This window comes from Marinobacter gudaonensis, assembly GCF_900115175.1.
Lineage (GTDB): Bacteria > Pseudomonadota > Gammaproteobacteria > Pseudomonadales > Oleiphilaceae > Marinobacter > Marinobacter gudaonensis.
This window is the reverse complement of sequence record NZ_FOYV01000001.1, coordinates 637,476-659,433: the sequence shown is the minus strand read 5'-3', so window position 1 is coordinate 659,433 and position 21,958 is coordinate 637,476. Positions and strand designations below refer to the sequence as shown.

The 21,958-nt window shown below is 60.2% G+C and carries 20 protein-coding genes, 2 tRNA genes and 1 pseudogene; 20 read left to right on the top strand and 3 right to left on the bottom strand.

The window, feature by feature from the left end:
* Positions 1-14 precede the first annotated feature (14 nt).
* Positions 15-1,901, bottom strand: a pseudogene (locus BM344_RS03005) (propionyl-CoA synthetase); the annotation flags it as partial.
* Between the two features lie 77 nt (positions 1,902-1,978).
* The gene (gene xseA, locus BM344_RS03000; protein WP_091985840.1) at positions 1,979-3,370 is read right to left on the bottom strand and encodes an exodeoxyribonuclease VII large subunit; all 1,392 of its coding nucleotides are present in this window, start codon (positions 3,368-3,370) and stop codon (positions 1,979-1,981) included.
* 192 nt (positions 3,371-3,562) lie between these two features.
* Here xseA and guaB point away from each other — a divergent pair, with 192 nt between their 5' ends.
* The 6 genes from guaB (at position 3,563) to BM344_RS02970 (ending at position 10,038) form a co-directional block, all read left to right on the top strand.
* Positions 3,563-5,026, top strand: coding sequence for an IMP dehydrogenase (gene guaB / locus BM344_RS02995; RefSeq protein WP_091985838.1), 1,464 nt, complete (start codon positions 3,563-3,565; stop codon positions 5,024-5,026).
* A 62-nt stretch (positions 5,027-5,088) separates the two neighbouring features.
* Positions 5,089-6,666 (top strand): glutamine-hydrolyzing GMP synthase, encoded by a 1,578-nt coding sequence (gene guaA / locus BM344_RS02990; RefSeq protein WP_091985836.1) that lies wholly within the window; start codon positions 5,089-5,091, stop codon positions 6,664-6,666.
* A gap of 20 nt (positions 6,667-6,686) precedes the next feature.
* Positions 6,687-7,187: a tRNA adenosine(34) deaminase TadA gene (gene tadA, locus BM344_RS02985; protein ID WP_091985834.1), complete on the top strand. Its 501-nt coding sequence runs from the start codon at positions 6,687-6,689 to the stop codon at positions 7,185-7,187.
* An 8-nt stretch (positions 7,188-7,195) separates the two neighbouring features.
* The gene (gene galE, locus BM344_RS02980; protein WP_091985831.1) at positions 7,196-8,191 is read left to right on the top strand and encodes a UDP-glucose 4-epimerase GalE; all 996 of its coding nucleotides are present in this window, start codon (positions 7,196-7,198) and stop codon (positions 8,189-8,191) included.
* A 54-nt stretch (positions 8,192-8,245) separates the two neighbouring features.
* Positions 8,246-9,589 carry a UDP-glucose dehydrogenase family protein gene (locus BM344_RS02975; RefSeq protein WP_091985829.1) on the top strand — a complete coding sequence of 448 codons (1,344 nt, stop codon included), beginning with the start codon at positions 8,246-8,248 and terminating at the stop codon, positions 9,587-9,589.
* A gap of 14 nt (positions 9,590-9,603) precedes the next feature.
* Positions 9,604-10,038, top strand: a complete 435-nt coding sequence (locus tag BM344_RS02970; protein WP_091985827.1) for an HIT domain-containing protein — start codon at positions 9,604-9,606, stop codon at positions 10,036-10,038.
* 151 nt (positions 10,039-10,189) lie between these two features.
* On the opposite strand, the gene fabR is transcribed toward BM344_RS02970, so the two are convergent.
* Positions 10,190-10,810 carry an HTH-type transcriptional repressor FabR gene (gene fabR, locus BM344_RS02965; RefSeq protein WP_091985826.1) on the bottom strand — a complete coding sequence of 207 codons (621 nt, stop codon included), beginning with the start codon at positions 10,808-10,810 and terminating at the stop codon, positions 10,190-10,192.
* 336 nt (positions 10,811-11,146) lie between these two features.
* Between fabR and aspS the strand changes: the two genes are divergently transcribed.
* From aspS to BM344_RS02895, 14 genes are all read left to right on the top strand, one after another.
* Positions 11,147-12,946, top strand: a complete 1,800-nt coding sequence (aspS, locus tag BM344_RS02960) for an aspartate--tRNA ligase (RefSeq protein ID WP_091985824.1) — start codon at positions 11,147-11,149, stop codon at positions 12,944-12,946.
* A gap of 57 nt (positions 12,947-13,003) precedes the next feature.
* Positions 13,004-13,747, top strand: a complete 744-nt coding sequence (locus BM344_RS02955) for a YebC/PmpR family DNA-binding transcriptional regulator (RefSeq protein ID WP_091985821.1) — start codon at positions 13,004-13,006, stop codon at positions 13,745-13,747.
* Between the two features lie 18 nt (positions 13,748-13,765).
* Entirely contained in the window at positions 13,766-14,293 is a 528-nt protein-coding gene (gene ruvC, locus BM344_RS02950; protein WP_091985819.1) for a crossover junction endodeoxyribonuclease RuvC, read from the top strand.
* Between the two features lie 30 nt (positions 14,294-14,323).
* Positions 14,324-14,953 (top strand): Holliday junction branch migration protein RuvA, encoded by a 630-nt coding sequence (gene ruvA / locus BM344_RS02945; RefSeq protein ID WP_091985817.1) that lies wholly within the window; start codon positions 14,324-14,326, stop codon positions 14,951-14,953.
* 125 nt (positions 14,954-15,078) lie between these two features.
* Positions 15,079-16,110: a Holliday junction branch migration DNA helicase RuvB gene (gene ruvB, locus BM344_RS02940; protein WP_091990736.1), complete on the top strand. Its 1,032-nt coding sequence runs from the start codon at positions 15,079-15,081 to the stop codon at positions 16,108-16,110.
* On the top strand, positions 16,103-16,564 hold the full coding sequence (ybgC, locus tag BM344_RS02935; protein WP_091985814.1) for a tol-pal system-associated acyl-CoA thioesterase: 462 nt from the start codon (positions 16,103-16,105) through the stop codon (positions 16,562-16,564). Before ruvB ends, ybgC begins: the two co-directional genes overlap by 8 nt.
* Before the next feature lie 3 nt (positions 16,565-16,567).
* Positions 16,568-17,257, top strand: a complete 690-nt coding sequence (tolQ, locus tag BM344_RS02930; RefSeq protein ID WP_091985811.1) for a protein TolQ — start codon at positions 16,568-16,570, stop codon at positions 17,255-17,257.
* A gap of 34 nt (positions 17,258-17,291) precedes the next feature.
* Positions 17,292-17,738 carry a protein TolR gene (tolR, locus tag BM344_RS02925; RefSeq protein WP_091985809.1) on the top strand — a complete coding sequence of 149 codons (447 nt, stop codon included), beginning with the start codon at positions 17,292-17,294 and terminating at the stop codon, positions 17,736-17,738.
* Positions 17,739-17,817: 79 nt separating this feature from the next.
* The gene (tolA, locus tag BM344_RS02920; protein WP_091990734.1) at positions 17,818-18,819 is read left to right on the top strand and encodes a cell envelope integrity protein TolA; all 1,002 of its coding nucleotides are present in this window, start codon (positions 17,818-17,820) and stop codon (positions 18,817-18,819) included.
* A 16-nt stretch (positions 18,820-18,835) separates the two neighbouring features.
* Complete coding sequence (tolB, locus tag BM344_RS02915; RefSeq protein WP_091990732.1) at positions 18,836-20,149, top strand: Tol-Pal system beta propeller repeat protein TolB; 1,314 nt, start codon at positions 18,836-18,838, stop codon at positions 20,147-20,149.
* A gap of 67 nt (positions 20,150-20,216) precedes the next feature.
* Positions 20,217-20,786: a peptidoglycan-associated lipoprotein Pal gene (pal, locus tag BM344_RS02910; RefSeq protein WP_091985806.1), complete on the top strand. Its 570-nt coding sequence runs from the start codon at positions 20,217-20,219 to the stop codon at positions 20,784-20,786.
* A gap of 16 nt (positions 20,787-20,802) precedes the next feature.
* The gene (ybgF, locus tag BM344_RS02905) at positions 20,803-21,543 is read left to right on the top strand and encodes a tol-pal system protein YbgF (protein ID WP_091985803.1); all 741 of its coding nucleotides are present in this window, start codon (positions 20,803-20,805) and stop codon (positions 21,541-21,543) included.
* Positions 21,544-21,624: 81 nt separating this feature from the next.
* Positions 21,625-21,700: transfer RNA gene (locus BM344_RS02900), tRNA-Lys, on the top strand.
* Positions 21,701-21,768: 68 nt separating this feature from the next.
* A tRNA-Lys gene (locus BM344_RS02895) sits at positions 21,769-21,844 on the top strand.
* Positions 21,845-21,958 lie beyond the last annotated feature (114 nt).

Genomic DNA, 21,958 nt, shown 5'->3' with positions numbered 1-21,958 from the left:
ATCGGGCGCTGACGTCAGCGGCGGAACTGCTGACTGATTTCTTCCAGGATCGCGGGATCGTCGATGGTGCTGGGAACGGTATAATCCTCGCCATCGGCAATCTGGCGAATGACCCGCCGCAGAATCTTCCCGGACCGCGTCTTGGGCAGCCTTTCGACCACCAGAGCGCGCCGGAAGCAGGCAATGGCGCCAATCCGGTCGCGCACCATCTCCACCAGCTCATCTTCGAGCTCATCGTGATTGATGGTTGCGCCATCCTTGATCAGAACCAGGCCCACGGGCACCTGACCCTTCATGTCGTCCTGGGCCCCAACCACGCAGCATTCCGCGACCGCCGGATGGGAAGCAACCACCTCTTCCATCTCTCCGGTCGACAGCCGGTGGCCTGCCACGTTGATGACGTCGTCTGTCCGGCCCATAACAAACACGTAGCCGTCCTCATCGATAAAGCCACCGTCTCCCGAGCTGTAGAAGCCGGGAATCGGTTCAAGGTAGGTGCGCCGGAAACGCTCGTCGTCGCCCCAGACGGTCATCATGCAGCCGGGCGGCAGGGGAAGCTTGACGGCAATCTGGCCCTGCTCGCCGGCTGGCATCTGGCTGCCGCTGGCGTCGACTACCTGGACATCAAAGCCGGGAGAGGGAAACGTGGCCGAGCCCGGTTTGGTGGCCATCAGTTCAATGCCCACCGGGTTGCAGCAGATGGCCCACCCGGTTTCAGTCTGCCACCAGTGATCGAGCACGGGCAGCCCGGTGTGTTCCTTGAGCCATTCGTAGGTGGCCGGATCCAGGCGTTCGCCGGCGAGGAACAGGCGTTTCAGGGAGCTGATGTCGTAGCGCGACAGCTGGTCGGCTTCCGGATCTTCCTTGCGCACGGCCCGGAAAGCGGTCGGTGCGGTAAACAGCATGTTCACCTTGTGATCCTGGACCACGCGCCAGAATGCGCCGGCGTCGGGTGTTTTAACCGGTTTGCCCTCGTACAGGATGCTGGTGCAGCCCGCGAACAAGGGGGCGTAAACGATGTAACTGTGTCCGACCACCCAGCCAACATCGGAGGCGGCCCAGTAGACATCGCCAGGCTTTGCGTCGTAGACCAGTTTCATGCTGTAGTTCAGAGCCACGGCATGACCGCCGTTGTCCCTGACCACACCCTTTGGTTTGCCGGTAGTGCCGGAGGTGTAGAGGATATAGAGTGGATCGGTGGCTTTCACCGGCACCGGGTCCACAGGCCGTGCGACGGCCATCAGCTCCTGCCAGTCGTGATCCCGGCCGGTCTGAAGGCTGGCCTGAACCTGCGGTCGCTGAAACACAATGCAGGTTTCGGGCTTGTGCCGGGCCTGTTCGATCGCCTTGTCCACCAGCGGTTTGTACTCGATCACCCGGGCCACTTCGATGCCACAGGAGGCGGTGATCACGGCTTTCGGGGTCGCATCGTCGATACGGACGGCCAGCTCGTGGGCAGCGAAGCCTCCGAAAACCACGGAATGGATGGCACCAATCCTGGCGCAGGCGAGCATGGCCATGACCGCCTCGGGGATCATGGGCATGTAGATGATGACCCTGTCACCCTTGGTAATGCCCCGGTCCGCCAGGGCGCCGGCGACCCGCGCCACTTCGGTGGTCAGTTCGTTATAGGTATAAGAGCGCTGGTTTCCGGTGACGGGGGAATCATAGATCAGGGCCTTCTGATCACCCCGGCCCGCGCGTATGTTGGCATCCAGGGCGACATCACAGGAGTTGAGGGTGCCGTCCGGGAACCACTGTCCATGGCCGTTGTCGGTTGGTTTCCAGATGGTTTTCGGCGGCTCAATCCAGTCGATCCGGTCGGCCTGTTCGCGCCAGAAATCTTCCGGATTGTCGATCGAACGCCGAAATTCTGAGTGGTAGTCCATACATTCCACCTCATCCTGCCTATTGTTGTTGTAATGCGTTTTCTCACAACTTTAGGCCGTTTGAGCGCACGGACTAGTAGACCATAGGCTTAGTCTGGCGGGTTTGTGGTCATGCATTTGACGGAGATCACTTCCGCCGTTATTTCGCCGCTGGCGACCCGGGCAGATACCCGCTCGCCAGGTGCAACCTCCTCGGCCTCACGCACGATGTCGCCGTCTCCGTTGCGGACGATGGCATAGCCCCGGCCGAGCGTGGCCAGTGGGCTCACCACGTGGAGCGTCTGCGCCGAGTGCTCAAGGCTGCGACGACGGTATTTGAGGCTTTGCCCGATGGCATCCGTCAAGCGTTCCCCGAGTCGCTGCACAGCTTCCTGGCCTGCCACGAGTTGGCGACGGGGAGATTGCATGAACAGGCGTTGATGCAGATGCTCTGATGTTACGCCCGCGCTTCCGAGGCGCTGGCGGATGGCCTTGTTAAGCCGGAGCTCCAGGTCATCCATGCGCTGGGCCTTTTCCAGTAGTTCCCGTCTGGGATCCCTCAGGCGGGCAGCCAGATGGTCCAGGCGGGTGCCCAGACGCTTGAGGTTGAGGTTGAAGGCATTGGCCAGGCGCACTCCGCGCTCGTCGAGCTGCTTCAGCCAGGTGGACTGGTCGGGCGAGATTTTTTCGGCCGCCGCCGACGGCGTGGGGGCTCGCAGGTCGGCGACGAAATCGGCGATCGTCACGTCCACCTCGTGGCCCACGGCGCTGACCGTAGGAATGGTGCAGTCCGCAATGGCCCGGGCAACCGCCTCTTCGTTGAAGCACCACAGATCCTCGAGGGAGCCGCCGCCCCGGCCTATGATGAGCACATCGGCGACCCCGTGATGCTCTGCCGAGGCAATGGCTCGGACAATCTCTGCCGTGGCCGCCTTGCCCTGAACGGCTGTGGGGTAGAGTGTCACCGGGATGGCAGGGCAGCGCCTGGCGAGCACCGTGAGGATGTCGTGGATAGCCGCACCCGTGGGCGAAGTCACCACGCCGATGTGGCGGGGCAGAGCCGGTATGGGCTTCTTCCGGGCCTGCTCGAACAGGCCTTCGGCCAGCAGTTTGCGCTTGAGCTCCTCGAATGCCTGTTGCAACTCCCCGAGGCCCGCGGGTTCCAGATGCTCGACGATGATCTGGAAGTCGCCCCGGTTCTCGTAGAGCGTCACCTTGCCACGAATCCGTATCTGGTCTCCTTCCTTCGGCAGGGTGCGAATACGCTGGTTCATACCGCGGAACATCGCGCAACGAACCTGGCATTTGCGGTCTTTGAGAGAGAAGTACCAGTGGCCTGAGGATGGGCGGGAAAAACCGGACAGTTCTCCCTCTACCCACACCTGCATGAAGCTGGACTCCAGAAGGTGTCTGGCCTGGTGGTTCAGCTCGCTGACGCTCAATGCCCGGGGACGGGTATCCTGCATGGGGGAGGTCACCGGTCCTGCTCCATCGTTATACATACGCAATAGCCGAAAAATGGGAGGTTAAAAATAGCGGAATTTCAAAAAGATGCAATCGAACCTTCAAAACTGTGCGGTTTACTGTCCCCGAGCACACCTTTATAATAGATCGATTAAGGATTTTGCTCTGCTGTGCCGCCGCAGGCATGGCATGGAAATTCCAAACTTAGCACGTTCAAAAGGCGGATCCCAATGCTGCGAATTGCCGAAGAAGCCCTCACATTCGATGACGTTCTGCTGGTTCCCGGTTACTCGGAAGTGCTCCCTCACCAGGTCAGTCTGCAGACCCAGCTGACCAAGGGTATCACGCTCAATATTCCCCTGCTGTCTTCCGCGATGGACACGGTAACCGAATCGGAACTGGCCATTGCCATGGCTCAGGAAGGCGGAATCGGCATCATGCACAAGAACATGACGGTGGAGCAACAGGCCGCAGCGGTTCGCAAGGTCAAGAAATTCGAGAGTGGCGTGGTGAAGGACCCGATCACCGTTTCCCCGGACACCACCGTGCGGGAACTGGTGGATATCACCATGGCCAACAGCATCTCCGGTCTGCCTGTGGTGGATGGTCACGACCTCGTAGGGATCGTGACTGGTCGTGATATCCGCTTCGAGAGTCGCATGGAAACGTTGGTACGGGACATCATGACGCCCAAGGAGAAGCTGGTTACCGTCCGTGAGGGTGCCAGCCTTGATGACGTCAAAGAACTTCTGCACCGGCACCGGATCGAAAAAGTGCTGGTGGTCAACGACAATTTCGAGCTGCGCGGCCTGATTACAGTCAAGGACATCCAGAAGGCCAAGGATTACCCGCTGGCCTGCAAGGACGATCAGGGTCGACTGCGCGTTGGCGCCGCGGTCAGCACCGGCGGCGACACCGAGGCCCGCGTCCGCGCACTGGCTGAAGCGGGCGTCGACGTTATCGTCGTTGATACCGCTCATGGCCATTCCCGTGGTGTGATCGATCGCGTGCGCTGGATCAAGGAAAACTATCCGGACGTTCAGGTCATCGGCGGCAACATTGCGACCTCCCACGCGGCTCTTGCTCTTGCGGATGCGGGAGCCGACGCAGTGAAGGTCGGAATTGGTCCCGGCTCCATCTGTACTACTCGTATCGTTGCGGGTATCGGTGTGCCCCAGATTTCCGCGGTTTCCAACGTGGCGGCGGCGCTGAAGGATCGTGGTGTGCCGTTGATCGCTGATGGTGGCATCCGGTTCTCCGGTGATATTGCCAAGGCGATTGCCGCCGGCGCCCACAGCGTCATGATCGGTAGCCTGCTGGCGGGTACCGATGAAGCACCTGGCGAAGTGGAACTGTTCCAGGGCCGCAGCTACAAGGCCTACCGTGGCATGGGGTCGATTGGTGCCATGGGGCAGGGCTCCAGTGACCGTTACTTCCAGGACGCCAGCAAAGGTATCGAAAAGCTTGTTCCGGAGGGTATCGAAGGTCGCGTGGCCTGCAAGGGTCCGATGCGCAACATCGTTCATCAGCTGGTGGGCGGCCTGCGGGCGGCCATGGGTTACACCGGAAGCGCCACCATGGAGGAGATGCGCACCAAGCCGGAATTTGTACGCATCACCAACGCCGGCATGCGTGAAAGCCACGTTCACGATGTGACGATCACCAAAGAAGCGCCCAACTACCGTATCGGTTAATTACTGCCAGACCAGACGCGGCCCCAGGAGGGCCGCGTTGTTTATTCAGCTCCGAGGATTCCATGGCCCAGAACATTCACGATCACCGTATCCTGATTCTTGATTTCGGTTCCCAGTACACCCAGTTGATTGCGCGCAGAGTTCGGGAAATCGGCGTTTACTGCGAGATCAAGGCGTTCGATATCAGCGATGAGGAGCTCAACGAATTCAATCCCAAGGGGATTGTGCTGGCCGGTGGACCTGAGTCGGTTACCCAGCTGGGCGGCCCCCGGGCCCCTGAAGGCCTGTTTGATCGCAACATCCCGATTCTGGGCATCTGTTACGGCATGCAGACCATGGCCGAGCAGCTCGGAGGCCGGGTGGCCAGTTCCGAGAAGCGTGAGTTTGGCTACGCCCAGGTGAAGGTTCGGGCCAAGGGGCCGTTGCTGGCAGACATCACGGATCACCTGACACCGGCCGGCGAGTCCCTGCTGGATGTGTGGATGAGTCATGGCGACAAAGTGGTGGCCATGCCCGAGGGTTTCGAACTTCTGGCGTCTACCGAGAGCGCGCCCATCGCGGCCATGCAGGACGTCAGCCGCAACCTCTACGGCGTACAGTTCCACCCGGAGGTGACTCACACACTCCAGGGCAAGCGCATTCTTGAACACTTCGTCCTCAACATCTGCCAGTGCGAGGCACTGTGGACGCCGGCGAAGATCGTCGATGATGCCGTACAGCAGATTCGCGATCAGGTAGGCGGCGACAAAGTGCTGCTGGGTCTTTCCGGGGGCGTGGACTCCTCGGTAACCGCGGCGCTACTGCATCGGGCCATCGGCGACCAGCTTACCTGCGTCTTCGTGGACAACGGCCTGCTGCGCCTGCACGAGGGCGATCAGGTCATGGACATGTTTGCCAGCAACATGGGTGTCAAGGTTATCCGCGTGGATGCGGAAGACCTGTTCCTGTCCAAACTCAAGGGCATCAGCGATCCTGAGCAGAAGCGCAAGATCATCGGCAACACCTTCATCGATGTGTTCGATGACGAGGCGGCCAACATCAAGGACGTGAACTGGCTGGCCCAGGGCACCATCTACCCGGACGTGATCGAATCAGCCGCGTCCAAAACCGGCAAGGCCCACGTGATCAAGTCGCATCACAACGTCGGCGGGCTGCCGGAAACCATGAAAATGAAACTGGTAGAGCCTCTGCGTGAGCTGTTCAAGGACGAGGTGCGCCGGATCGGTCTTGAGTTGGGACTGCCCTACGACATGGTATACCGGCACCCGTTCCCAGGGCCGGGCCTGGGTGTGCGAATTCTCGGTGAGGTGAAAAAGGAGTACGCCGATATCCTGCGCCGGGCCGATGCCATCTTCCTTGAAGAGCTGCATCGTGCCGACCTGTACCACAAGACCAGCCAGGCGTTTGCCGTGTTCCTGCCGGTCAAGTCCGTGGGTGTGGTTGGTGATGCGCGCCGCTATGAATACGTGGTCGCCCTGAGGGCGGTCGAAACCATCGATTTTATGACAGCGCGCTGGGCGCACCTCCCGTACGAGCTGCTGGAAACGGTATCCAATCGAATCATCAATGAAATCACCGGTGTCTCCCGGGTCACCTACGATGTGTCCTCCAAGCCACCGGCAACGATCGAGTGGGAATAACGGCCAGGTAAGCCTGCCCGATGACTGACATATCAGCCGAAGACGAGCGCTGGATGCGGCGGGCGCTGGCACTGGCCGACGAAGCCGCTGGCAAAGGCGAGGTGCCAGTTGGGGCAGTCGTAGTGCTGGACGGCAGGGAAATTGGCGCCGGCTTCAACGCACCGATTTCTGGCTGCGATCCCACGGCCCACGCCGAGATTCGCGCCCTGCGCGACGCCGGCGCCAGGGTTGGTAACTATCGGCTGCCGGGCGCCACGCTTTACGTTACGCTGGAGCCCTGTACCATGTGCGTGGGTGCTATCGTCCATGCCCGGATCAGTCGACTGGTTTACGGTGCGTCGGAACCCAAGGCTGGTGCGGTGGAGTCTGCCAGGCGCACGCTCGAAGAGCCGCACCTGAACTGGCAGGTGGAACCTACCGGTGGCGTATTGGCCGACCAGTGCAGCCAGACCATCAGCGCGTTTTTCAGTCGGCGTCGGGCGGAAATCCGGCGGCGCCAGCAACCTTCAGGGAAGGAGTAGACACACCGATGAAAGTCCTGGTTACCGGCGGTGCCGGTTATATCGGCAGCCACGTGGTGCGCCAGCTTGGCGAAGCCGGGCACGACATTGTGGTTTTCGACAATCTGTCCACCGGCTATCGATGGGCGGTTACCGCCGGTGAACTGGTGGTCGGGGATCTGGCCGATGAGGCCGCCATTGAAGCTCTGTTCTCCCGTCACCAATTCGAGGCCGTGCTGCATTTTGCGGCCAACATCGTGGTGCCGGAGTCGGTCGCCAATCCCCTGAAATACTACGGCAATAACACCCGCAACACCCTGAACCTGCTGAAAGCCGTACAGGCCCATGGCGTGCCCTATATGGTGTTTTCCTCCACGGCGGCCGTGTACGGGATGCCTGAGCAGACCGTGCTCACCGAAGACCTGCCGCTTGCGCCGATCAATCCGTACGGCGCCTCCAAAATGATGAGTGAGCGGATGATCATGGACCTGGCGGCGGCGTCAGACCTCAACTACGTGATCCTGAGGTACTTCAACGTTGCCGGTGCCAATCCGGACGGTCTGCTGGGGCAGGCAACGCCAGAAGCCACTCATCTGATCAAGGTGGCATGCGAGTGCGTGACCGACCAGCGCGAAGGCATGAGCGTGTTCGGCACCGATTACGATACCCGGGATGGCACCTGCATTCGCGATTACATCCATGTGGAGGACCTGGCCAAGGCCCACGTGATGGCCCTTGACTACATGGCCAAGGGCGGCAGCTCGAAGGTGCTGAACTGTGGCTATGGTCGTGGATTCACGGTTCGTGAAGTAATCGATGTGGTCAAGCGGAAATCCGGCGTCGACTTCCCCGTCACCGAAACCGCGCGAAGAGCCGGCGATCCGGAGGCACTGATGGCGGACAATACTCGCATTCGGGAGACCCTGGGCTGGACCCCGGATTACGACGACCTGGATACAATTGTGGGTACTGCACTGGCCTGGGAAGCGCTCTGGCAAAAGAAAAAGGCCGGACACAACGAGTGACTTGCTGACCCTCAGCACCATCTTACTGTCTGACTCGCTATCGGGATTTAAAGGATGAAAATAACGATTTTTGGTACCGGATACGTGGGCCTGGTCACCGGCGCCTGCCTGGCGGATGTGGGCCACCACGTTCTGTGCATGGATGTTGATCAGGTCAAGATCGACAAGCTTAAGAACGGACAGATTCCCATCTACGAACCTGGCCTTGAGACCATTGTGAAGCATACGGTCGAGGCGGGGCGTCTCGCCTTCACCACGGACACCGAGGAAGCGGTGCGCCACGGTACATTGCAGTTTATAGCCGTGGGCACGCCCCCGGATGAAGACGGCTCTGCGGATCTCCAGTACGTGACCGCCGTGGCCCGGGCCATCGGCCAGCACATGGCGGACTACAAGGTGGTGGTAGACAAGTCGACGGTTCCGGTCGGCACTGGCGACCGGGTGAGGGCAGCCGTACGTGCCGAGCTCGACCGCCGGGGCCTGGAGCTGGATTTTGACGTGGTCTCCAACCCGGAGTTCCTCAAGGAAGGCGCTGCCATCAACGATTTCATGAAGCCGGACCGGATCATCGTCGGCACTGACAGCGATCGCGCCGCGGAGCTGCTGCGTGAGGTTTACTACCCGTTCAACCGTAACCATGACCGCATGATCTTCATGGACCTGCGATCCGCCGAGCTGACCAAGTACGCCGCTAACTCAATGCTCGCCACCAAGATCAGTTTCATGAACGAGATTGCCAATCTGGCAGAGCGCCTGGGTGCCGATATCGAAGCGGTCCGTCGCGGCATCGGTTCTGATCCCCGCATCGGCTACCACTTCATTTACCCGGGTTGCGGCTACGGTGGTTCCTGCTTCCCCAAGGATGTTCAGGCCCTTGCGCGCACCGCCAGTGATTGCGGTTACGAGGCGCGGCTGCTCAATGCCGTGGAATCCGTGAACTATGCCCAGAAGCACGTGCTGTTTGACAAGATCAGCCACTACTTTGGTGGCGAGTTGAACGGCAAGGTCGTGGCGCTCTGGGGGCTTGCCTTCAAGCCCAATACCGATGATATGCGTGAAGCCTCCTCCAGAACGCTGATGGAAGATCTCTGGAAGGCGGGCGCCACGGTGCAGGCCTTTGATCCGGAAGCCATGGAAGAGACTCAGCGGCTGTATCCGGACCAGGCCGGGCTGACACTGTGCGGCACCAAGGAGCAGGCGCTCAAGGGAGCGGACGTGCTGGCAATCTGTACCGAATGGAAGGAATTCCGTTCCCCGGACTTCCAGTCCATCGCGGCGGCACTGCAGGAGCCCGTGGTGTTCGACGGCCGCAACCTGTACGAGCCGGAAATGCTGGAGCGTTACGGTCTGATCTACTACGCCATCGGCCGGGGCCGCAACCAGTTTCACGCGGTTTAACAGCCGGAGGTTTTATGCCCAGATCAACGGAATTCCGACTTCACGAACGGCTTCAGGCGGACACCCTCCAGTTGGGTTCGACGCCGCTCTGCGAGATCCGGCTGATGAACGACCGGACCTGGCCCTGGGTGCTGTTGGTGCCGGCAAGGCCGGGCATACGTGAAATCTACCAGTTGCCTGAGCAGGATCAGTACCAGTTGCTGAGGGAGTCATCGGTTCTGAGTGAGGCCATGATGGACGTGTTTGGCGGGCACAAGATAAACGTGGCCGCCCTCGGTAACATGGTGCCGCAGCTCCACCTTCATCACATTGTGCGCTTCGAGGGTGACCCGGCGTGGCCGGGCCCGGTATGGGGGAAACAGGCGCCGGTGGCTTACACGGACGAAGGTCTGGCTGAGGTACGGGTGCGTCTGGAACCTGTGCTGTCCCGCCTGCGGTCGGGCAGCTGAAAGGGCAAATCTGGCCCGGGCATAAAAAAGCCCGCCAGTGGGGCGGGCACAATGCTGCCGTATCAGGCAACGACTCAACAATAGGAAGTGTATCGTCTTCCACTGCCTGACACGGGGCTTGTCCAGAAAGGTTCCAAAAAAATCTACAGATTCATCGCACCTGGCGAGACGCCATGGTCTGTGAGCCCACCAGAATCATTCGCAGTTCGGCCTTCAGCTTGGCTTTGAGCTCTTCCCGCTCCCTCGGGGTGCAGTCCAGTGCCTCGGCCCCTTGATTGAACACCAGCGTTACCATGGCTTCGGCCACCAGTTTGGGATCGGAAAGCGGTTTGTTCTGCTCGTCCGCGAAGCGCTTGAGGTCGTCGGCAAGCTCGGTGGCAAAGTGGTCGATCTCGGCCTTCACCGCGGTTCGGAAAGGTTTGGACACCCCGGTGCGTTCACGGAGCATGAGCCGGAACAGGTTGGCGTTGTTGCCCAGATATTCCATGAAGGTGTCCACCGAGGTGGAGATGGCGCTGCCGTCCCGGGCAATTCGCTTGCGGGCCTGGCGCATCAGCTGGCGCAGGGCAACGCCCCCTTCGTCCACCAGGGCCAGGCCAAGCTCATCCAGCTCGGCAAAATGACGATAAAAAGAGGTTGGAGCAATCCCGGCCTCACGGGCCACTTCCCGCAAGCTGAGGCTGCCAAAGCCCCGGTCGGCACTCAGCTGCGAAAGCGCTGCATCCATCAACGCCCGCCGGGTTTTCAGTTTCTGCTCCGCTCTGGTCGCCAAGGTAAAACTCCGTGCCTGTGCCGTTTAAAATCAGCATTCTAGCTGCCCGGACTACGTCAGTCACCCTGGCCGCCAATTTACCCGGTTGCACGCCTGATTTTCGGGGTAATTGTGTTTATAATGGGCGGCTTTTCCGCTATGGTCGCTGACATTTACAAGCGGCCTCAGAGTGGGTGCAAGCAAGCCGGTGGGGATGGCTTTCCGAAACACGCTGTGAATACGTCCGTGTACGCTCGGCTCCGCCATCCATGGCTCCGCACGGTTTCGGAAAGCCATCCCCACCAGCTTGCCCAGACGCCACGACTAAACGAACACATTCAGAACACGGGAACCGGTATGCGCAGTCATTATTGCGGTGGGATCAACGAATCCCACATCGATCAGGAAGTCACACTTTGCGGATGGGTCCACCGCCGCCGTGATCATGGTGGGGTTATCTTCCTGGATCTGCGGGATCGGGACGGCATGTCTCAGGTGGTGGTTGATCCTGACACCCCCGAGAGCTTTGCGCTGGCAGAGAAGGTGCGCAGCGAATTCGTCATCAAGGTGACTGGTCGTGTGCGTCGTCGCCCCGCCGGCACCGAGAACAACAACATGCCGACCGGGCAGGTTGAATTGCTGGGCAAGGAACTGGCCATCCTCAATGCTGCCGCCACGCCTCCGTTCCCGCTGGATGAACACGTGGATGTTGGCGAGGACGTTCGTCTGCGCTACCGCTTTGTCGATCTGCGCCGGCCGGAAATGCTCAACCGGCTTCGCTTCCGGTCCCGGGTCACCAGCTACATCCGTAACTTTTTGGACAGCCGCGGCTTTATGGACGTGGAAACGCCCATTCTGACCCGGGCCACCCCGGAAGGTGCCCGTGACTACCTGGTGCCCAGCCGTACCCATGAAGGCTCTTTTTTCGCCCTGCCGCAGTCCCCGCAGCTGTTCAAGCAGTTGCTGATGGTGTCCGGCGTTGATCGCTATTACCAGATTGCCAAGTGTTTCCGGGACGAAGACCTGCGAGCCGACCGGCAGCCCGAATTTACCCAGGTGGACATCGAGGCGTCCTTCATTGACGAAGAAACCCTGATGAACCTGAACGAGGACATGGTGCGCTCCTTGTTCAAGGATGTGCTGGATGTGGAGCTGCCGGAATTCCCGCGTATGCCTTACGCCGAAGCCATGCGCCGTTACGGCAGTGATAAACCGGACCTGCGGATCCCACTGGAACTGCTGGATGTGGGTGACCTGGTCGAAAACGTCGACTTCAAGGTGTTCGCCGGCCCCGCCAGAGATCCCAAGGGCCGTGTGGCGGCCCTGCGTGTGCCGAAAGGCAGTGAGCTGACCCGCAAGCAGATTGATGACTACACAAAGTTTGTGGGCATCTATGGCGCCAAGGGTCTGGCCTATATCAAGGTGAACGAGTTGGCCAAGGGCGTGGAAGGCCTGCAGTCGCCCATCGTCAAGTTCCTGGGTGATGATGTCGCCATGGCGATGATGGAGCGGGTCGGCGCAGAAGATGGTGACATCGTGTTCTTTGGTGCCGACAAAGCCACCGTGGTGAACGAAGCCCTGGGTGCCCTGCGCATCAAGGTCGGCCACGATCTGGACATGCTTACCTCAGAGTGGGCGCCCATGTGGGTGGTGGACTTCCCGATGTTCGAAGAGTTGCCGGATGGCAGCCTGACTGCTATTCATCACCCGTTCACGGCACCCTCGTGCAGCCCGGAAGAGCTCGCAGCGGATCCGGCCAATTCATTGTCCCGGGCCTATGACATGGTGCTGAACGGCACCGAGCTGGGCGGTGGCTCCATCCGTATCCACAACGAAAAAATGCAGGAAGCGGTGTTCCGTATCCTGGGCATTGGTGAGGAGGAAGCCCGCGCCAAGTTCGGATTCCTGCTGGACGCGCTCAAGTTCGGTTGTCCGCCGCACGGTGGCCTGGCCTTCGGCCTCGACCGTCTGGTGATGCTGATGACCGGCGCCACCTCCATTCGCGATGTCATTGCCTTCCCGAAAACCCAGAGTGCCACCTGTCTGATGACCCAGGCGCCGGGTGAGGTAGACGAGAAGCAGCTTCGCGAGTTGCACATTCGCCTGCGCCGTTCGGCGAAAGCGGCAGACGGCAACAAGGCTGAGGGCACCGAGTAAATTCTGGGAGCCGGGAGCGGGCCCGAACCGCTCCCCGGACGATGGACGGAGGTTCGCATGGCTGGTCACAGCAAATGGGCCAACATCAAGCACCGCAAGGCGGCACAGGACGCCAAGCGGGGCAAGATCTTCACCAAAATCATCCGGGAACTGACCGTTGCCGCCCGTCTTGGCGGCGGCGATCCCAACGACAATCCACGTCTGCGGGCCGTGGTCGACAAGGCTCTGACTGCGAACATGAAGAAAGACACCATCGAGCGGGCGATTGAGCGCGGCGCCGGCGGTGGTGACGACAGCAACTACGAAGAGCTGACATACGAAGGATACGGTCCAGGCGGCGTAGCCGTGTTTGTCGAGGCCATGACCGACAACAAAAACCGTACCGTTGCCGAAGTTCGTCACGCCTTCAACAAGTTTGGCGGTAACCTCGGCACCGATGGGTCGGTAGCCTATCTTTTCAGCAAGCAGGGCATCATCAGCTACAGTCCCGAAACCGACGGTGACCGACTCATGGAAGCGGCCCTGGAGGCGGGCGCCGAAGATCTGCAGGAGCAGGAAGATGGCTCCTATGAGATTGTCACCACGCCGGAAGAGTACCTGGATGTGAAGGAAACATTGACCGGGGCCGGGCTGATCCCGGATAACGCCGAGGTGACCATGGTACCGTCCACCCGGGTTGAACTGGATCGGGACGGCGCCGAAACCACCCTCAAGCTGATCGACATGCTCGAGGATCTGGACGACGTCCAGAACGTGTATCACAACGCCGATATCTCCGCAGAGATCATGGAGTCGCTGTGACCGTACAGGTTTACTGACGTGGCAATCATCCTGGGTGTCGATCCCGGCTCACGGATTACCGGCTATGGCATTATCCGGGCCGAGGGCCGTTTGATCGAGTACATCGACAGCGGTTGCATCCGGGTTGGCGAAAAACCCATGGCCGAACGCCTGCAGACCATATTTCAGAGCCTTGCCACATTGATTGGCGAATACCGGCCCGAGCAGTTCGCCATCGAGCAGGTGTTCATGGCGCGCAATCCGGACTCCGCTCTCAAGCTTGGCCAGGCCCGGGGCGCGGCGATTGTCAGCGCCGCCAACAGTGGCCTGGCAGTACACGAGTATTCGGCAAGGCAGGTAAAGCAGGCGGTAGTTGGCAAGGGCGGGGCAGACAAGACCCAGGTGCAACACATGGTGCAGGCGCTGCTGTCCCTTTCACGCAAGCCCCAGGCTGACGCTGCCGATGCTCTCGCGATTGCCCTGTGCCACGCCCACATGAGTCAGAGCATACTCAAGGTGGCCAGCGGGTCTGGCAAGGTCCGAAGTGGTCGTGTGCGGCAACCATAAACTGCTTATCCAAGGCAAAGGAGAGGTCTCTTGATTGGTCGTATCCGAGGTGTACTCGTTGAGAAAGCTCCCGGGCAGGCGCTGGTTGAATGCGCCGGCCTCGGTTACGAAGTCGATATTCCCTACACCACCTTCTTCCACCTGCCCGAAACCGGGCAGGAAGTCACCCTTCACACTCACTTTGCGGTTCGTGAGGATGCCCAGAGCCTTTACGGCTTCGCATCCCGACTCGACCGCGACCTGTTCCGCCTGCTGATCAGGGTGAACGGGGTAGGGCCGAAACTTGCCGTGGGTATTCTCTCCGGGCTTGATGCCCAACAGTTCATTCGCTGCGTTGAAAGCCGCGACTCAGCGTCGCTGGTCAAGCTGCCTGGCGTCGGCAAGAAAACCGCCGAGCGGCTTCTTATTGAAATGGCAGACCGGATAGGGCAACTTGAAGGGCAATTTGTGCCAATGTCGCCGGAAGCGGCGGGTGCGGGCCAACAGCCGGAGATCGCTGGGTCCCGCGGGGCTTCAGCCACCGAGGAAGCCGAGGCGGCCCTGATCGCGCTAGGGTACAAACCCCAGGAAGCCGCCAAGGCGATCAGTAAGGTGGCGGAAGAGGGCATGAGCAGTGAAACCCTCATTCGTCTGGCACTGCGAAACATGATCCCGGCCTGACGCTACCTGTCGCGAATCTGTAGAGAGCGTAACGTGACACCCGAATAGCCCTTTGTACAATTGGGGCAAGCTGTAATTCAGGGGTAGTCGGGCACGATGTTGATTCCCAACCAATGGGTGATGCCATGATTGAATCCGACCGGTTGATTTCGGCCCGGGCCGGTGAATACGAGGAAGTCCAGGACAGGGCCATCCGGCCGACGCTGTTGAAGGAATACGTGGGTCAGCCAACGGTCCGGGAGCAGATGGATATCTTCATCTCTGCGGCCCGTGGGCGCCAGGAGGCCCTGGACCACGTGCTGATCTTCGGGCCGCCCGGCCTGGGTAAAACCACGCTTGCGAACATCATCGCCAACGAGATGGGTGTGTCCATCAAGACCACCTCGGGCCCGGTTCTCGAGAAAGCCGGTGACCTGGCGGCCATGCTGACCAACCTGGAGGAGGGCGATGTTCTCTTCATTGACGAGATCCATCGCCTGAGTGCCGCAGTGGAGGAGGTCCTCTACCCGGCCATGGAAGATTACCAGTTGGACATCATGATCGGCGAGGGGCCGGCCGCCCGTTCGATCAAGCTCGATCTGCCCCCCTTCACCCTGGTTGGTGCCACTACCCGGGCCGGTCTGCTTACCTCGCCCCTGCGCGACCGTTTCGGGATCGTCCAGCGGCTGGAGTTCTACAACACCGCAGATCTGACCAGCATCATCATGCGCTCGGCGCGCTTGTCGTCGGTGGCGGTCGACGAGGCCGGGGCCTTCGAGATTGCCCGACGTTCCCGGGGAACGCCACGAATTGCCAACCGGCTGTTGCGCCGGGTTCGCGATTTTGCCGAAGTCCGGTCCGATGGTCACATCAGTGCCGACATTGCAGACCAGGCGCTGAACATGCTGAAGGTGGACAACCAGGGTTTCGATCACATGGACCGGCGCCTTCTGCTGGCCATGATTGAAAAGTTTGATGGCGGCCCGGTCGGTGTCGAAAGTCTTGCCGCTGCCATCAGTGAAGAGCGTGGCACCATTGAAGATGTTCTGGAACCCTTTCTGATCCAGCAGGGTTACATGGTGCGAACGCCCCGCGGACGCATGGTGACATCGAACGCCTACCAGCATTTCGGTGTGGTGCCGCCCAGGTCGGGCAGGGAGGAGGACCTCTTTGGCTGATCAGTCACCAGGCGCGCGCTTTGAATTGCCGGTGAGGGTGTACATTGAGGACACCGATGCCGGCGGCATCGTATTTCACGCCAAGTACCTGCATTACATGGAGCGGGCGCGCACCGAATGGGTACGCAGTTGCGGCGTCAGCCTGCGTGCAGGTCTGGCAGACAATATCAGCTATGTGGTGCAGCGGCTGACCCTGCATTACGCGGTGCCGGCCAAGCTGGACGACGAGCTGCTGGTGACCGCAGAACCGGTGGGTTTCGGCCGGGTGTGGATGGATTTCCGGCAGCGGGTCCTGCGGGCCGGCGACCGGACACTGTTGTGCGATGGACATGTGCGGGTTGCCTGTATCGCCCTGGACAGCGGGCGTCCCCGTCGGCTGCCCGACAGCATGCAGGCGTTGTTGGCCGACAATGCGCGGCCTGAAAACACGAATAACCGAGCGAGCCAGGAGTAAGAAGTGGATTCAGAACTTTCAGTCTGGTACCTGATTGCAAATGCCGGGGTTCTTGTGCAGCTGGTGATGCTGCTGTTACTCCTGGCGTCCGTGATTTCCTGGGCCCTGATCTTCCAGCGCCTGCAGGTGTTCCGGAAAGCCCGGCAGGCACAGCTGGCCTTTGAGGAGCGTTTCTGGTCGGGCATGGATCTCGGGCAATTGTACCGTGAGGTGAATGCCGATCCGACACCCTTCTCAGGCATGGAATCGCTGTTTCGTGCCGGCTTCAAGGAGTTTTCCAGGCTTCGTCAGCAGAGCCGCGACGCGGATGCTGTCATGGAAGGCACCCAGCGCGCCATGCGGGTGGCCTTCTCCCGCGAGCAGGAGCGACTGGAAACGCACCTGCCATTTCTCGCAACGGTGGGTTCTACCAGTCCTTATATCGGTCTGTTTGGCACGGTCTGGGGCATTATGAACTCCTTCCGGGGGCTGGCCCAGGTGCAGCAGGCGACCCTGGCAACGGTAGCCCCTGGTATTTCCGAGGCACTGATTGCCACCGCCATGGGTCTGTTCGCGGCCATTCCGGCAGTGATTGCCTACAACCGCTTCTCCGCTATGTCGGACGCACTGCTCAAGAATTACGAAACCTTTGCCGACGAGTTCTCCAGCATCCTGCATCGTCGGGTGCATCAGAGTGAGAAGGGCGCTGCCTGATGGGGCAGGGGAACAGGGTCAGGAGTAAAACCGTATGAAAGGCATGGGTATGATGCCCCAGCATAAGCGCAAGCCAATGTCGGAAATCAACGTGGTTCCGTACATTGATGTCATGCTGGTGCTGCTGGTTATTTTCATGGTTACGGCACCGATGCTGACGCAGGGTGTGAAGGTGGATTTGCCGGAGACCACGTCAGATCCGATCCAGCCCGACAAGAACGTTGAGTCGATCATCGTCTCGGTGGACGCCAATGGCGCCTACTACGTGGAGGTGGGTGACGAGGGCAGTGATCCGATGTCGCTCGGGGAGCTTCGTGACCGGGTTGCGAAGATTCTGTCACAGCGGACCTCCAGCGAAATTCTGGTGCGTGGAGACGAGCATGTGGAATACGGCACGGTGGTTCGACTCATGGCCGAGCTGCAGGGGGCCGGAGCGAGCAGCATCGGTCTGATTACAGAATCACCCGGGAACGAAAAGTGACAGCGGTGCGGGCGGGGTTTTTGTGAAAGATCACCAGCGCGAGGTCATGACAACCGGACAGCCACCCTGGAAATCACCGGTGGCGATATCGGTGACCCTGCACTTGCTCGTTCTGGGGGTCGCTCTGGCGGGCTGGTCCTGGACCAGTCCGGACCATGAACCCCCGCCCAGGAGCATTGCGGCCCGGCTGATCACCCAGCAGGAGCCCGAGCCAAGCCCGGTTCTGGAACCGAACAATGAGCAGCAGCGTGAGGATGAACGCAAGGCCGAGGAGCAGCGCAAGGAGCAGGAGGCCGAGCGCAAGCGTCAAGAAGAGGAGGCGCGCCGCATTGCCGAACAGAAACGGCAGGAGGAACTGAAGCGGCAGGAAGAGAAGAAACGCCTGGAACAGCAGAAAGAGCGAGAGCGCCAGGAAGCCGAGGCGAAGGCCCGTGAGGCGGCCAAAGCGAAAGCCGAGGAAGCCGCGCGTCAAAAGGCGGAAGCCGAGGCCAAGGAGCGTGCCCGCCAGAAGGCGGAGGAAGAGAAGCGACGTCAGGAAGAGGCTCGACGCAAGGCTGAAGAGGAAAAGCGGCGTCAGGAAGAGCAGCGCCAACGGGAAGAAGCGGAGCGCAAACGGCAGGAGGAACTGGCGCGCCAGGAAGCCGAGCGAAAACGGCTGGAAGCGGAGCGCAAGCTGCGGGAGCAGCAGCTCGAGGCGCAGGCGGAGGCCGCTCGGCAGGCCCGCGAAGCGGAAGCCCGCCGGCAGCAGGAAGCAGCCGCAGCGAAGGCCAGGGAGGCGCAAATGCTCTCTGAGAGTGAGAAATATCAGGCGCTGATCCGGGAACGATTGAGTCAGGCCTGGTATCCGCCCTCATCGGCCACGGAAGAGATGACGGCCCGGCTTCAGATTACCCTTCTGCCCACCGGTGAACTGGCAGGTGTCCGGCTGGTCGGAAGCAGTGGTAATACCGCTTTTGATAATTCTGCGCTCAGCGCGGTGCGCTCCCTGAATCGCTATCCGATTCCGGACAACAGGGACACGTTTGAACGGTATTTCCGACAGTTCACGATTGAGTTCAATCCGCGCAGGATGAACCGATAACGAGATGGATGACACCATGAAGGTTTGGAGTTGGCAGAAACCATTGATAAGCCTGTTCGCCGTACTCGTCCTGGGTCTGGCGACGGTTAGCGGTGCCCGGGCGGAACTGTTGATCCGGATAACCGAAGGCGCCGGATCGGCCATTCCGGTAGCCGTGGTGCCTTTTGCCGAGTCCGGGCAGATGCCCCCGGGCGACAAGGTGAGCAGCATTGTTCAGTCCGATCTGACCATGACCGGAGAATTCCGTACCCTGCCACCGGAAAAAATGCTGAGCCTCCCGTCGAAGCGGGAGGATGTCTTCTTTCGCGACTGGCGTCTGCTGGGCCAGAGGTATGTCCTGGTGGGCAGTCTGACCCGCAGCGCAGATCGGGTTCAGGCCCGCTACGAGCTTTTTGATGTGAACCGCGAGGAGCGGATTCTCGGCGAGACCGCAGCGGCTCCGGTGTCCAACGTCCGGTCTCTGGCGCACCACATCAGCGACAAGGTCTATGAAGCGATCACCGGTGTGCCTGGTGCCTTTTCCACCAAGCTGGCGTACGTAACCCTGGACACCGCCAATGGCAAACCCCGCTATCGTCTGCAGGTCAGTGACGTCGACGGCAAACGGGCGAGGATTCGGCTGGAAAGCCGGGAGCCGATCCTGTCGCCGGCCTGGTCGCCGGATGGTGAGAAGCTGGCTTACGTGTCGTTCGAGACCGGCAAACCGGTGATCTTTGTGCACGAACTCTCGACCGGGAAACGCACCAAGGTAGCGGATTTTCCGGGGCTGAATTCCGCGCCCGCCTGGTCCAATGATGGAGAATCACTGCTCATGACCCTGTCCAAGGACGGGAATGCGGAAATCTATCGCATGGATCTCGCCACCCGACAGTTGACCAAGCTGACCAATCATTGGGCCATTGATACCGAGGCCAGCTGGGACGCCAGCGGAGAGGGCATTTTCTTTACCTCGGACCGGTCCGGCGGGCCGCAGATCTATCACATGGAGACCCCCGGCGCCGAGCCCCGGCGAATTACCTTTGGCAGCCGGTACAACGCCCGCCCGAGGCCGGACAACGAGGGTCGCTATGTCTACTACGTACACCAGCGGGATCGGGCGTTCCACATTGCCCGTACCGATCTGAGAACGGGAGAGGAAACTATCCTTACCCGCACAGAATCTGATGAGTCTCCTAGTCTCGCGCCCAATGGCCGTATGCTGATTTACGCAACGCGTCAGAACGGGACGAACGTGCTCACGGTCATTTCCGCGGACGGCGGCGCTGCCTATAGCCTGCCGGCGTCCGAGGGAGAAGTCCGGGATCCGGCCTGGGGGCCATTGGTTCGGTGATGGTCCGGGACAATGGACCCGGGTCATCCTGTAAAAGTTAACGTCCATCAACTGTAAGGAAGGCATCATGATTTTTTCAGCACAGACCAAGGCATTTGCGCTTCTGCTCTCCGTCGGATTGGTAGCGGGTTGTAGCTCAACTGGTGGTACTCAGGAAGAGGGTGAATACGGCTCCGACGTGGCTGCTATTGATCAGGAAGGCGGTTCCACCGTTTACGGTGGTGAGGGCCAGGATGGCGTGTCCTCCTCGCAACTGAGTGAGGAAGAGCGGATGGCTGCCCGTGAGCAGGCGGAACAGGCGGCGCTGCGTGAAATTACCACGTTCTACTTCGATTTCGACACCGCTGAAATCAAGCCGGAAGCTCGCGACGTGCTGGTGGCCCATGCCCGGTACCTGGCCAATAACCCGGGCCAGAATGTACGCCTGGAAGGCCACGCGGATGAGCGTGGAACCAAGGAATACAACCTGGCCCTGGGTGAGCGCCGTGCCAATGCCGTGCAGCGGTTCCTGATTGTTAATGGCGCTTCACGTGGCCAGATCGAGACCGTAAGCTATGGTGAGGAAAAGCCGGCAGTCATGGGGTCCACAGAAAGCGCCTGGGCCCAGAACCGTCGGGTAGAACTCGTATTCAAGTAAACACACAGGACGCACCATGAGAAAAACGCTCATGGCGACAGTGCTGCTCCCGCTTGCCCTCGGGCAGGCGGGCGCAGCGTTGGCGCAATCCGCCCAGAACACCAGCCCTGCCAGTGGCAACCAGGCCACGGCCGAGTTGTTCTACATGATCCAGCAGTTGCAGGGTGAAGTTCGACGCCTCCAGGGAGAGGTGGAGGAACAGCGCCACCTGATCAGCCGCCTGCAGGAGCAGGGGCGGGATCGCTACATTGATCTGGATCAGCGCATCCTGGAGCTGTCTGAGAAACTGGCATCCCAACCGGCAGAGGCTGCGGCAGCCAGTGGGCCAGCCGCTGCGGGTACCGCGCCCCAGATGAAGGAGTATCGCCAGCCCGGCGCGGAAGAACGCGAGGCCTATGAAAAGATACTCGACCTGATCCGCAATCAGAAGAAATACGATGAGGCGATTACCCGGATTTACGAGTTTATCGACAAGTATCCGGAAGGGGATCTCACCGTGAATGCCTATTATTGGCTGGGTGAGGTGTACCTGGTGAAGCCGCAGCTGGAACAGGCAAAACAGGCATTCACCATCGTTGCAACCAGGTATGCCGATCATCGCAAGGCGCCGGACGCCGTGTATAAGCTCGGCATTACCCAGGACCGGCTCGGCGAAAAACAGGATGCCCGGCGGACCATGAACAAAGTTCTGGAGGATTATCCGTCCAGCAGCGCAGCTGATCTGGCCCGTCGCTATCTGGAATCGGGTAACGGCTGACAGCACGGGTAAAAATGTCCGATATCCGGAAAAAAAGGGGTTGATCAGGCGCCAAAAATCATTACTATATGCGCCTCGTTTGGGTCGTTAGCTCAGTTGGTAGAGCAGTTGGCTTTTAACCAATTGGTCGAAGGTTCGAATCCTTCACGACCCACCAAATACGAAGTGCCGGGTGGGCTGAGTCATTCGGTACGGGTTGGGGCGAAAGCGCCAATCGCCAGTCAGGGGTCGTTAGCTCAGTTGGTAGAGCAGTTGGCTTTTAACCAATTGGTCGAAGGTTCGAATCCTTCACGACCCACCAAATAACGGAAGCCGGCGGTTTCCGTGAAAAAAGAGCCTCCGGGCTCTTTTTTTTTGCGTATATGTTCCCACCTAGGTAAACAAGTATCTGAATGCCCCGGAGTGTCAGGGCGAT

Bases quoted from the DNA above. Each gene is read 5' to 3' on its own strand.
- guaB (WP_091985838.1), top strand. From the start codon at position 3,563: ATGCTGCGAATTGCCGAAGAAGCCCTCACATTCGATGACGTTCTGCTG.
- guaA (WP_091985836.1), top strand. From the start codon at position 5,089: ATGGCCCAGAACATTCACGATCACCGTATCCTGATTCTTGATTTCGGT.
- BM344_RS02970 (WP_091985827.1), top strand. From the start codon at position 9,604: ATGCCCAGATCAACGGAATTCCGACTTCACGAACGGCTTCAGGCGGAC.
- BM344_RS02955 (WP_091985821.1), top strand. From the start codon at position 13,004: ATGGCTGGTCACAGCAAATGGGCCAACATCAAGCACCGCAAGGCGGCA.
- tolB (WP_091990732.1), top strand. From the start codon at position 18,836: ATGAAGGTTTGGAGTTGGCAGAAACCATTGATAAGCCTGTTCGCCGTA.
- tolR (WP_091985809.1), top strand. From the start codon at position 17,292: ATGAAAGGCATGGGTATGATGCCCCAGCATAAGCGCAAGCCAATGTCG.
- ruvB (WP_091990736.1), top strand. From the start codon at position 15,079: ATGATTGAATCCGACCGGTTGATTTCGGCCCGGGCCGGTGAATACGAG.
- ybgF (WP_091985803.1), top strand. From the start codon at position 20,803: ATGAGAAAAACGCTCATGGCGACAGTGCTGCTCCCGCTTGCCCTCGGG.
- BM344_RS02975 (WP_091985829.1), top strand. From the start codon at position 8,246: ATGAAAATAACGATTTTTGGTACCGGATACGTGGGCCTGGTCACCGGC.
- aspS (WP_091985824.1), top strand. From the start codon at position 11,147: ATGCGCAGTCATTATTGCGGTGGGATCAACGAATCCCACATCGATCAG.
- tadA (WP_091985834.1), top strand. From the start codon at position 6,687: ATGACTGACATATCAGCCGAAGACGAGCGCTGGATGCGGCGGGCGCTG.
- galE (WP_091985831.1), top strand. From the start codon at position 7,196: ATGAAAGTCCTGGTTACCGGCGGTGCCGGTTATATCGGCAGCCACGTG.
- xseA (WP_091985840.1), bottom strand. From the start codon at position 3,370: ATGTATAACGATGGAGCAGGACCGGTGACCTCCCCCATGCAGGATACC.
- pal (WP_091985806.1), top strand. From the start codon at position 20,217: ATGATTTTTTCAGCACAGACCAAGGCATTTGCGCTTCTGCTCTCCGTC.